Genomic DNA, 12,152 nt, shown 5'->3' on the forward strand with positions numbered 1-12,152 from the left:
GGACGATGAACGCATGGAAACCGCACTGTTTTTGATTGAAAAAGGCCTGCTGATTGGCGGCATTTTGTTTGTGCTCACTGGCATTACTCAGTACGGGAAACGCAGCCACGACTGGAAAGGTGTTGCGACGATGTTTTATAAACGCATTCCCATGACGATTGCTGAATACAAATGGTATCGACTGGGCATTGCGATGATGGTGTGTGCCTTCGTGCTGAGAATCATTCTGCTGATGATTTGGCCAAATTACTAGCAAGTAGGAATCATCCTATTTATCAATAATTAAGCGCTGTATTCTAGCCTCTCTCACGAAATTAGGTATACACTTTAGGGTAAACCCAAAATGAGAACGAGAAGGTGATGATATGTCGTATTCAGTACTCATCTGCGATGACTCGGCGTTGGCCCGAAAGCAGATGGCACGCTCTCTTCCTGCATCGTTAAATGCAGAGATCACCTTTGCTGTGCATGGCTTGGAAGCGCTGAGCACCCTTGAACAGCAAGACTTCCAGCTCATGTTCCTTGATTTGACGATGCCAGAACTCGATGGGTTTGGTACGTTGGAAGCGATGCGTGACAAAGGCCATACCACGCCAGTGGTGGTGGTTTCTGGCGATATCCAACCCAAAGCCAAAGAACGGGTGATGGCACTGGGGGCCAAAGCCTTCATTCAAAAACCGATCAACAAAGATGACCTCAATGCGGTTATTCGTACGTTGGTCGAGCCTGCCGCTCAGCCGCGTATTGTGACCCCGGTGTCCATCGAGCTGCCGATTTTGCGTCGCCGTGACATCTACATGGAAGTGGCGAACGTGTCGATTGGTCGCGCGGCTGATGCTCTGGCGCGTCATTTTGATGTGTTTGTGCAATTGCCCCTACCCAACGTCAATATCTTTGAAGTGAGCGAATTACACATGGCACTGCGTGATTTGGCCGATAACGTTCACGTTTCGGGTGTGTGTCAGGGGTTTAGCGGCGAAGGGATTGCGGGAGAGGCGTTAGTGCTGCTGACAGACTCCAGCGTTGCAGATTTGAAGAAACTGATGAAAGTCCCAACCGACAGTGAAGAGTTGGAAGAGCTTGAGCTCTTGATGGATGTGTCCAACATTTTGGTCGGCTCGTTCCTTAACGGGCTGGGCGAACAAGCCGAAGTGCGTTTTTTCCAAAGTTCACCCGTGTTGCTCGGGCAGCACATTCCGATTGATTCGGTGATTCAGTCGACAGCAGGCTCGTTTAAGAAAACCATGACGTTTGAAGTCAGCTACAACATCGAAGGCACGTCTATTCGCTGTGATCTATTGTTTATGTTTGTCGACGAATCGCTGCCACTGCTGGACAGTAAACTTGCATACCTGATGGAGGATTTCTGATGTTGTCGCTTCCTGCAGAATTTGAACAGTTCCACTGGATGGTGGACATGGTACAAAACGTCGATATGGGCTTGATCGTGCTTGATCGTGACTACAACGTGCAAGTGTGGAACGGGTTTATGACCCACCATAGCGGCAAGTTAGCGCACGAAGCCATTGGTCAGTCGTTGTTTACCTTGTTCCCTGAAATTCATCAAGAGTGGTTCAAACTCAAAACCAAACCCGTTTACGATTTGGGGTGCCGCAGTTTTATCACCTGGCAGCAGCGTCCTTACCTTTTTAAGTGTCGCAATGTGCGCCCCGTGACGCAGCAAGCGGAATTTATGTATCAGAACATCACACTGAACCCGATGCGCACGCCAACGGGCAAAGTTAACTCACTGTTTTTATCGATTCAGGATGCTACTGCAGAAGCGCTGGTCGTGAAGCAATCCCAATAACACTCAACGAGCGTCGTCATGCTGGACGTGAACTCATGTTCACATGACGTCTTTTCACTATTCCTTGTTCGTGGATAAGGACATTGGTGAATAAGAAAAATCCTACACGGTGATAGGAAGGTGAGAAGTCGCCCTCAGTCGGAGCTGATAACGTCAGCGTGAACCGCGCAGTATTCTGTGGCTACCTGTACAACTAGGAATACAACTATGCATGCGCTCATTGTGGGTAGGCGAACTGACGATAATCTCGGGTTGGGACGAAAGCTCAAAGAAATTGGCATTTTCCGATCCGTGGTGATCGAAGAAGAGCATAACGCTTTGGACAGAATACTGTCTGACGGGAAAATCTACACCCTATTTATTGATTTACTTGCCGAAACAGCGGAAGGGTTATCATTTTTACGCAAAATCAATAAGTACAATTGCACGTTAAAATGCGTGTACAACATTGGTGAATCGCGAGAAGCCTTGTGCAGTTCTATCGCCAGTTTTGTTTCCCTGCTTGACTTCAGTTTTTCTGGCGATATCAGTGTCCATTCCCCGCTGAAACAGATCAAAGATAAAATTATCAACGGCGCCGTTGGTAAAACGGTTTATAACCAAAGCACGAAGGAAATCTATTTTACGTTGGAAGAGTTGAGAGCGGCACTGCTCAATGGCGACTTCGTGTATCACTATCAACCGCAATACAATATCAACACCGGCAATTTGATTGGTTTGGAAGCGTTGGCGCGCTGGAACAACCACAAAAGTGGCGTACTCAGTGCCGCATTATTCATGGATGACATCATCAACAATGATTTATTGGATGATTTCTTTGAGAGTATTTTTGCCCACGGGCTGGCGTTTCAAAAAAGCTTGATGGAACTCGGGAAGCTGATTCAAGTGTCGTATAACATCGATATTCGTCAGCTATTGAACGAGAACTTCGCGACGACGGTGATCCAGAAAATCAACGCCTATACGTTAGATTACAGCTGCGTCACGCTCGAATTGACGGAAACGTCGGATGTAATTGAATCGCCGCTCGTGATGGAAAATATTATTCGACTCGCGAACGCAGGCATTAAATTGTCCATTGATGATTTCGGCGTGTCCCATTCATCGCTGAGTCGCTTATTGAGTTTTCCATTTTCCGAGATAAAACTGGATGCTAAATTTATCCGCAGTATCCACGACAACCCAAACAGTAAATTGGCGATCAACAGTGTGCTCTCACTGGCTAACGACATGCATTTGAGTTTGGTGGTCGAAGGCGTGGAAGATATCAGCCATGTCAACCTCATGAAAGACATTGGCTGCAGTTTAGCGCAAGGTTTTTATTATTCGAAGCCCAAAGGTTCAAGCGATATATTAAACGTATTATGCCAGAGTGAATAACGATGATGATTGCAATATAAGTGTGGTGGCTTAATCGCGATATAAGCCACCATATTTTTATTTCTCTTTGGCTAACGCATCCATCAATTCAACCATTCGATTGACGGCCATTTGCACATCGTGATGAACGATGTCCCCCTCAGTTTTCACTAACTGTTCCAGTTGTTTACAAGCGGTGGCAAGGTCGTGTTCGCTGATGATTTTAGCGGCACCACACACTTTGTGCGCAATATCGCCCAGCGTTTGATAATCATGATTTGCCAATGATGCCAGCAGGCGTTGCTTGTCATTCACGTTCTCTTTTACCACTTCGTTGACAATCCGTTGGCGAATGTCGTCACCTAAAGCACTGTCATTGAGTGTGGGCGAGGCGGGGACTTGCTTGGCTATTTTAGCGAGCGCTTCTTTTAAGTCGTTGATGATGAGTGGCTTAAAGAGGCAATCGTTCATGCCGGCATCTAAACAGCGCTGCCGCTGTTCGAGCTGAGCATTGGCGGTAAAACCAATGATATGTGTGTGATAGCGCTCTGACTGGGCTTCGGCTTGGCGTATTTTTTGGGTTAATTGATAGCCGTTAATTCCGGGCATGTTGCAGTCCGTGATCACAATTTCAATTTCCGGTTGTGCTTTCCACTTTTGAAAACCTTGAAAGCCATTGTCAGCGACGATCACTTGATAGCCAATGAATTTGAGTTGCTCGCCAAGCAATAATCGGTTTGCGGCATGATCGTCGACGATCAATACTTTTTTCGAGATCAGGTGGGTTTGTGGCGCCAAATTCGGCAAGGAGGCGGTGACTTTGGCCACTTCAGGCTCCAGCACGGGCAATAGGAGCGACACTTCAATTTGCGTGCCGACCCCCACTTCACTGCATAGCGCAATCGTGCCACCCATCATGTTAGATAAGGACTGAACGATCGACAGCCCTAGGCCTGCGCCCCGTCTGTCCACATCGCTGTGCACTTGTACAAAAGGCGCAAACAAGCGTTGCTGCGCCTCCTCGCTGATGCCAGTGCCCGTGTCTTTCACCACAAAGCTATAGCGTTCGGCGATGGAGCCTTGTTGTTCTGGTTCTGTGAACGTTGTCTCGCTAGGTCCATGATTGGTGACGGTCACGGTGACGCCACCTTGATCGGTAAACTTAATTGCATTGCTCAGTAAGTTGGAGAGGATTTGTTTGAGCCGTGTGGGGTCAACATACACATCTTGGGTGATGGTCGGGTCGATATGCACGTCGAGCTGAATGTACTTTTGGCGCGCCAATCCATCAAAGACACGCGTAATTGATTCCACCAGATCCCGCAGGTTGACTCGCTGAGGGGCGATGCTGATATGGCCTGATTCGATGCGAACAATATCCAAAATATCGCCAATTAACACCTGAAGATTATGTGCAGAGTCGTAAGCGACTTCCAACGCGGGCACATCGAAATGGCCTTGATGGGATTTCTTAATCGCAATCTCTAGTAAACCAATGATGGCATTCATCGGCGTGCGGATTTCGTGGCTCATGGTCGCTAAGAAGGTGGTTTTTGCTTTGCTGGCTTGCGTGAGCTGTTCGATAAGGTCGCGGCGATCGCTGACGTCGATCCAGCCACAAATCACTCCAAGGCAATGTCCAGCCGTGTCTTTATACGGTTCAATCCAGTGATAAATGCTCAGCTCAGTGCCTGCAACATGCAAGGTTCGGTCAACAAGAATCGGCTCTCCGGTTCGAATGACTTGCTGATAATCCGATTCAAACTTGACGGCTTCTTGTAAATTCTTCTTCACTTCTTGTGGCGTTTTGCCAATGGCCGAAGCTCGGTCGAGGCCGAACACTTGATAGTATTGGCTGTTGCAAGTGACCAGTTTGAGTTGATTGTCTCTGACATAGATCGGATGCGGAATGCCATTAATCAGCGATTGCATGAATTGTAACTGCGCGCTGAGTGAGTTTTCGGCGGCCTGTCGCTCTTTCACTTGTTGGGCGAGGCGTCGATTCCAAAATGTGGAAATGATGCCTAAAGACAGTAGAAATGCGGCAATGAGATAAATTTGGCTCTGATAGTCGCGCCAACTTTGAGAGCTAAAATAAGCGTTGTTCCACCATTTATTGGCAATAATTGACAGTTCATCGGGGGAGAGCGTCATGATGGATTTTTCTACGATGGACTTTAACGGGTGATTGGCCATCGAGACCGCAAAGCTGACATTGATCGACGGGTAGACGATATCGACGATCTTGAGTTTCTTGTCATAAAGTCGATTCACATAGTATTGCGCGACTTTCTGTTGTGTAATCGTGCCATCCGCGCCTGCGCTATTGAGTACTCGCATCGAATCTAGCGTGTTATCCGCAATCATGATGTTGATGCCTGGATAATCGCGCTTGATTTTCTCGATGATGATATTGCCCTTATCCAAGACAAGGGTCCTTCCCTCCAAGTCAGACATGCGACTTATGGCACTTTTATGCCGCGTCACCAACACCAAATTGGATTGCATAAACGGACGCGTAAACAGCATGTCCTTCCCCCGACTCTCACTGGGCGTGAGGATGGTGAGATCGGACTCGCCGTTGATGATCTGTTGATTGGCTTCGGACACGGAGTCGGCAATGGTGACGTTGAAACTCAAACCCGTTCGGTAGCTAATGATGCTCAAAATGTCTTTGGAGACACCTTGGAAATTTTGGTTTTGGTCGAGGAATGAGAGCGGCGCAATGGTGTCGACGGTGACGAAGTTAATGACCGGATTTTCCTTGATCCATTGCTTTTCTTCGGCGGTCAGTGAAATGGGGTCGTTGTACAAGTAGCTGCTTGAGCCCGCGCTCCAGCGCTTAAGAATGCTTCGATTCTGGTTTTTCGTGACGTGATCCAGCGCGATATTGATGGCATCCCCCAACAGTGCATCTGATGTTCGGTAGGCAAATCCAAACCCGGTGGGAGCCATCTCAATAAATCTATGGGGCTTAATCCCATTGAGAAGCTGCTGGTTGATCGAGTAGTTCGTGGTGACCAGATCGCCCAAGAAGTAATCGACCTCATTAAACGCTAATGCGCTCAGCGCGGCGTTGATGGACGGGTAGAATTTCCATGCCACGTTGGGGTAGAGCGTGGTGAGAAATTCTTTCGGCAAATAGTCATTGGCGACACTGATCGATTGCTGATCGATGTCATCGCTGTTGGAAAACGTGAGGCGATGATCTTTGGTAAAAAACGCGGAGCGGTCGGGAACGTAATGATGAGTGAGAGAGAACGGCTGCTGATGCACTTCAAATGCGTTGGCGCCGGCAATCAAGTCGATCTCCCCAGTGTTGAGGGCTTGGATGGCTTGCTCTCGGTTGGGATACACTCTGACCGTCGCTTTCACCTCGAGCATGCTTGCGATCAAGGCTAAGTAGTCGGCCGTAATGCCTTCAAAATCGACGCCGCTGGTGGTGATGTCAAAAGGAGCATGGTCAGGGTTTGACGTGCCTAAAACGATTTCGTTTTTTTGCCGTAGCCAATCGCGCTGCTCCTTGGTCAATGGAATGGACTGTACTCGATTTTCTTCACGACCGTACAATTTGAGTTCTTGATAGTGCTCGTTGGCATAAACGAGATGGCCAGAGAATAAGACAATGAGAAAAACGAGTATTTTTTTCATAAATTAAACGACACCGTTCCTTTTGGCGAACTCAATTAACTCCAGTAGCGAACTACTCCCTAGTTTTTCCATTAGACGGGTTTTATACGTGCTAATGGTTTTATTGCTAAGGATCATTTTGTCAGCAATTTCTTTGTTTGTGAGGCCTTGGGACAATTGCTGCAATACCATCATTTCTCGGTCAGACAAGAGTTTCAGCATTTCACTTTCTTGACCAGAAAGGGCTGCATTTTGATGGTGAAATGAGGCGACCGGGAAATAACTATGGCCGGATAAGATCGCGCGACTGGCGTCGATAATGTTTGTGATGTCTTCACTTTTGGAGACAAAACCCGATGCCCCCATATGTAAACAGCGTGTTGCGAAGTGTTCACTGGGTTGTGTGGTGAGCACCAAGATCTTGGGAATGGGTTGCAGCTTTCTTAAACGGTTCATGACTTCCATGCCATCAAGCTGTGGAATGCCAATGTCCAAAATCACCAAGTCAAAACGCTCCGTATGGGCCATTTTAACCGCGTCAACCCCGTTGGTTGCTTCACGAATGTCCTCATACCCTGCCGATTCTAAGAGTATTTTGACAGCCATTCTGATTGCTGGGTGATCATCAACAATTAATATATTTTTCATATGTAATCTCTTTGAGATAACGAATTTTTTGTGGATAAGTTAAATACTGTGTCTTTGGATACAATTTGGGGCGTATCTATTCACGAAAAAATTGAAAAATATGATGTTTTGTTCGCAATTTATGTCTATTCCTATTGGTTGTTATGTTGGGTGTCGTGTTTACGATTTATTTTTATTTATATAATCTTTGCTAAAATGTTAAAAATGTGTTTATTTTGAATCCGTTTTTTATGCTCACAATACTATTATTTAAGTAAATGAATTTTAGCCATCACTCAGCTGAATTCGTTGCTGTTAAATTTATGCCGTGAATGATTGGCTGTGATAATCGTTTTGATCATATACATGCTCAAATAAAAGATAAACCATTCCCTGTGATAGGCGGGACAATTCTTCCCTGTTTATCGGAAATTTCCTACAAGGGCGTCATGTGTAACAAGGTAAAATAGAAGAAAGGTGGTTTCGTTCACCTCAAGTAAAATATGAATGAAATGATGAGTTGATATTGGAATAGACGTTAGTCATTAAAAATCATCATGTCATGACTATTTTTAATGCCGCTTATTTTGAAGTTTTAAATGTTTTCAAACAAACGAATATTGATCATCAATGACGATGAGGCGTTAACCGAAGCGATAGTAATGGGGCTAGAAATGGTTGGGTGTGAATGTTTAACTCACGTCAACTGCCGCCCTCAGACGGATGCTTGGGTCGATGCAGACTTAGTGATCTGGAAAATGAACAGCACCAAGGATTTGCCACTCATCGCTCGGATGATGGCATGTAAGCGACTACCGCTTGTTGTGCTGGGAATTAATTTTAGCACGGGTGAAAAAGTCCGAACTTTGGATGCCGGAGCAATCGACTTTGTTGATATACCTTGTTCCGGTTTAGAATTATTGGCGCGCATTCGAGCCCATATTCGAAAGTTCTATCCGCTAAAAAGTAAAATGACCACCTTAATATGTCCTGGAATTCCAATTACATTAAATCGTGTCTCTTGGGAAACGATTTATCACGGTAAGGAATACCGATTATCTACCAAAGAATTTGATCTCTTGTATTTTCTGCTAGAAAACTCTGGCCGCGTGTGTTCAAAAGATGAAATTTTACGAAATGTTTGGGGTTATTCCGAGTCCATGAAAACGAGAACGCTGGATACTCATATATTTCGTCTTCGCGAGCGATTCCCTGATGTGAGTATCAAAACGGTTCGCGGGATTGGCTATTGCTTAAAGGCGAACACGCTCTAACGCATTATTTTGTCCGATTTCATGCGCAGCCGTTTCTTGTTGCCCCGTTTCATTCGATATTTCCCTCTACATTATTTCGTTCGACTGATGATGTAGAGGCACGATGTTTTCTATCTATTTCCGCATGGATTGTTGCACAAATATGGTTTGCAAATCATTGATGCGCCATTTTTGGTATAAACTATAAGTTTAGATTTATACAGGGACAGGTTCCAAATGCCACTACCACGTCTTTTTTATACCGCGCAACAAGTCAAACAAGGTGAAGTGATGGCCGCCAAAGCCAAAGGGCTGGAGATGTTCAGCTTGATGGAGCGGGCGGGGCAAGCGGTGTTTACCGTGGCGTACGCTCAGTACCCGGCAACGCACCACTGGCTGGTGTGTTGCGGAGGCGGTAATAATGGTGGCGATGGGTATATTGTGGCTTGCCTAGCGCGCTCACTTGGCGTGCAAGTCACGGTATGGCAAATGGGCGACCCAGAGCAACTCAAGGGCGATGCGCTTTCGGCCTATTACCATTGGTTGGATCACGGCGGCGATGTTTACCCCATCGATGATAGGGTGCCGGATGATGTAGATTTGGTCATTGATGGCTTGCTGGGGACGGGGTTATCGGGCACGGTTCGTGAGCCAATGCAGCAACTCATCGACACGCTCAACCGCTGTTCTGCGCCGATCGTCGCCATCGACATTCCTTCGGGCTTATGTGCCAATACCGGTGCAGTGTTGGGGGCGGCCATTCATGCTCAGCACACGGTCAGCTTCATTGGTTTAAAACAAGGTTTGGTGACGGGCAAAGCGCGCAATTACGTCGGTGAGTTGCATTTCGCGGGCCTTGGAGTGGAAGAGAGTTTTAGCCAGCAGAATGCGCCGACAGTTCAATCGCTGGATCCCAAAGCGATCAAACACCTGCTGCCGAAACGGGAACCCTGTTCGCACAAGGGCAGCCATGGCAAAGCGGTGATTGTCGGCGGGAACGAAGGCATGGGCGGTGCGATTATTCTGGCGGCTCAAGCCTGTGCACGCGTTGGCAGTGGTTTAACGGCAAGCTTGATGCATCCGAGCAATACCACGCCGCTGCTGTCGGTTTGCCCTGAAATCATGGCCGCGGGGTGGAGCAATGAATCGTTGATCGAGGAGCGCCTCTTGTGGTGTGACGTGGTCGCGATTGGCCCTGGGCTTGGCCGCAACGATACCGCACGTCAAATCATGCACAAAGTGCAAAACCAAACCAAGCCGAAAGTGATGGATGCGGATGCGCTGCACTTTCTGGCGCAGTCTGCCAATTTTGATCACCAACGCATTATCACCCCGCATCCGGCAGAAGCCGCTAAGTTGCTCGACACCAAAGTGGCGCACATTGAAGCCGACCGGTATAGCGCGGTTAAAGCGTTGCAGAAGAAATATGGCGGCGTGGTGGTCTTGAAAGGTGCGGGGACGTTGGTGTGTGACGGCAAAGAAATATTTGTCTGTCTGGCGGGCAATCCGGGCATGGCAACGGGCGGCATGGGGGATGTGTTGACCGGCATTATTGTGTCGTTGTTGGCTCAGGGCCTGAACGTGTTTGAGGCGGCAAAAATGGGCGTTCTGATCCACAGTTTAGCGGCCGATCAGAACGCGAAAGCCTTTGGCGAGCGAGGCTTGCTCGCCAGTGACTTACTGCACCATCTGCGCAGTTTAGTTAACTAATTCGTTTCCAGATTTGGTGCCTTGCTCAAACGCCAGCACGTTGTTAAGCGTGGTTTGCGCGATATTGTGCAGGGCATCTTCTGTCAAAAACGCCTGATGACCGGTAAACAGCACGTTATGGCAGGCGGACAGGCGGCGGAACACGTCATCCACAATCACATCGTTCGACTTGTCTTGGAAGAACAGATCTTTTTCGTTGTCGTATACGTCTAAGCCCAGCGCGCCAATACGGCCACGTTTGAGCGCTTCAATGGCTGCGACTGAATCAAGCAATTCGCCACGGCTGGTGTTGATGATCATCACACCATCCTTCATTTGAGCGAACGCTTGCTCATCCAGCAGGTGGTAGTTTTCTTTGGTCATCGGGCAGTGCAGCGTAATGATGTCGCTGTTTGCATACAGCTCCGGCAATTGAACGTATTTCGCGCCGATTTCAATGGCCAATGGGTTTTCATACGGGTCAAAGCAGAGAATGTTCATGCCAAGGCCTTTGAGGATACGCATCGCTGCAATGCCAATCTTGCCTGAACCAATCACACCCACGGTTTTGCCATAGAAGTTAAAGCCCACCAAGCCTTCCAACGAGAAGTTGGCCTCACGTGTGCGCTGATACGCTTTGTGGTAACGGCGGTTCAGACACATCATCAACCCGACCGCGTGCTCTGCCACCGCTTCTGGTGAATATGCCGGTACGCGAACCACCTGCATGCCAATGCGTTTTGCGGCGTCTAAATCCACTTTATCAAAGCCCGCGCAGCGCATGGCGATTAGGCGAGTGCCCCCTTGATACAGTTCTTCCAACACGGTCGCACTCAAATCGTCGTTCACAAACGCACACACCACCTTGCTGCCTTTGGCCATTTTGGCGGTTTTTTTGGTCAGACGAAAGTCGTGGAATTGCAGCGTAAAAGTGTTTTTATCGACGATTTTTTTGAATGAGGCTTCGTCGTATGTTTTTGCGCTGAAGAAAGCGATATCGATCATAGCAGTCTCCTTAATTAAGACCTGACTTGAAGTAATTATCGCTATAGTTAAACGGATGGTGAGAAAAATAAACCCTAACTTTTGTATGTGAACAAAGGCTGGGCGTAAGCCGCTTACCGTTTGTTCACATTGTGGCAAAAATCGTTACATTCGAAAACGAGCGCCCAAACTGAAGGCGGTGCTGGAGTAGCCTTTGTCGAGATCTTGATAGGTCACTTCCGCATTGAATTCGAGATTTGGGTTGAAGGCAGATTGTACGCGCGCCCCGGCACTCAGGTATGGATTCACCCCAGAATGCGTTGAGGTTGTGCTGGGCGAAGACGAGACGTTCGTCTCCTCGAGTTGGGTATAAGAGACGCCGCCACGCGCATACACGGTAGCAAACTGCATGATCGGCGCTTCTACACGAACACCCCCATAGAAACTGTCGTATTGGGTCTCGATGTCATTTCCGTTGCCGTCGTTGAGCTTGGCTTTGCTTGAGAGCGTGCCGGTATACCCCAAATCCGCACCCAAGAATGTGGAGAAGTAATAGCTGTATCCTACGGTCGTGGTAAAGACTTGATCGCTGCTGTGACCGTTGTCGAGCGTGCTGTACCCGGCATCGACGCTAAACTGATGTTGGCCGTTAGTGGCGGCAATTGTTGGCATTGCGGCACACAATGCGGCCAACGTGATCCCTGTTATCCCTAGTTTTTTCATTCTCGTTCTCCACTGCCATGAAATGAAGTGAGCCAAACCGGTGTTTGGCATTGCCACACGGCAAAGTTGCAGGCAAC

10 protein-coding genes are annotated in these 12,152 nt (G+C 47.8%); 6 read left to right on the top strand and 4 right to left on the bottom strand.

Annotated elements, in window-relative coordinates; all coding sequences use genetic code 11:
• Window positions 1-13 precede the first annotated feature (13 nt).
• The 4 genes from ACF8PK_RS12400 to ACF8PK_RS12415 all read left to right on the top strand — a co-directional run bounded on the left by ACF8PK_RS12400 (window position 14) and on the right by ACF8PK_RS12415 (window position 3,190).
• A complete protein-coding gene (locus ACF8PK_RS12400; protein ID WP_055465582.1) occupies window positions 14-253 on the top strand; it encodes a hypothetical protein in 240 nt (79 codons plus the stop codon).
• 112 nt (window positions 254-365) lie between these two features.
• Window positions 366-1,370 carry a response regulator gene (locus tag ACF8PK_RS12405; RefSeq protein ID WP_004727105.1) on the top strand — a complete coding sequence of 335 codons (1,005 nt, stop codon included), beginning with the start codon at window positions 366-368 and terminating at the stop codon, window positions 1,368-1,370.
• A complete protein-coding gene (locus ACF8PK_RS12410) occupies window positions 1,370-1,810 on the top strand; it encodes a PAS domain-containing protein (RefSeq protein ID WP_004727104.1) in 441 nt (146 codons plus the stop codon). The genes ACF8PK_RS12405 and ACF8PK_RS12410 overlap by 1 nt, the downstream gene beginning before the upstream one ends.
• A 207-nt stretch (window positions 1,811-2,017) precedes the next feature.
• A complete protein-coding gene (locus ACF8PK_RS12415) occupies window positions 2,018-3,190 on the top strand; it encodes an EAL domain-containing protein (RefSeq protein WP_014257644.1) in 1,173 nt (390 codons plus the stop codon).
• A gap of 57 nt (window positions 3,191-3,247) precedes the next feature.
• Here the strand turns inward: ACF8PK_RS12415 and ACF8PK_RS12420 are convergent, their stop codons facing one another.
• Window positions 3,248-6,820: an ATP-binding protein gene (locus tag ACF8PK_RS12420; protein ID WP_392441587.1), complete on the bottom strand. Its 3,573-nt coding sequence runs from the start codon at window positions 6,818-6,820 to the stop codon at window positions 3,248-3,250.
• Window positions 6,821-6,823: 3 nt separating this feature from the next.
• Window positions 6,824-7,447: a response regulator transcription factor gene (locus ACF8PK_RS12425; protein ID WP_014257642.1), complete on the bottom strand. Its 624-nt coding sequence runs from the start codon at window positions 7,445-7,447 to the stop codon at window positions 6,824-6,826.
• A gap of 578 nt (window positions 7,448-8,025) precedes the next feature.
• Between ACF8PK_RS12425 and ACF8PK_RS12430 the strand changes: the two genes are divergently transcribed.
• Together ACF8PK_RS12430 and ACF8PK_RS12435 are read left to right on the top strand one after the other, a co-directional pair.
• Entirely contained in the window at window positions 8,026-8,700 is a 675-nt protein-coding gene (locus tag ACF8PK_RS12430) for a response regulator transcription factor (RefSeq protein WP_014257641.1), read from the top strand.
• A gap of 216 nt (window positions 8,701-8,916) precedes the next feature.
• Window positions 8,917-10,389, top strand: a complete 1,473-nt coding sequence (locus ACF8PK_RS12435) for a bifunctional ADP-dependent NAD(P)H-hydrate dehydratase/NAD(P)H-hydrate epimerase (protein ID WP_014257640.1) — start codon at window positions 8,917-8,919, stop codon at window positions 10,387-10,389.
• Here ACF8PK_RS12435 and ACF8PK_RS12440 read toward each other — a convergent pair.
• Entirely contained in the window at window positions 10,378-11,373 is a 996-nt protein-coding gene (locus ACF8PK_RS12440) for a 2-hydroxyacid dehydrogenase (RefSeq protein WP_004727099.1), read from the bottom strand. The genes ACF8PK_RS12435 and ACF8PK_RS12440 overlap by 12 nt on opposite strands.
• A 144-nt stretch (window positions 11,374-11,517) precedes the next feature.
• Window positions 11,518-12,075 (bottom strand): outer membrane beta-barrel protein, encoded by a 558-nt coding sequence (locus tag ACF8PK_RS12445; RefSeq protein ID WP_038151681.1) that lies wholly within the window; start codon window positions 12,073-12,075, stop codon window positions 11,518-11,520.
• Between the last annotated feature and the right edge of the window lie 77 nt (window positions 12,076-12,152).

It is taken from the genome of Vibrio sp. CJQ_6, assembly GCF_043106745.1.
GTDB lineage: Bacteria > Pseudomonadota > Gammaproteobacteria > Enterobacterales > Vibrionaceae > Vibrio > Vibrio furnissii.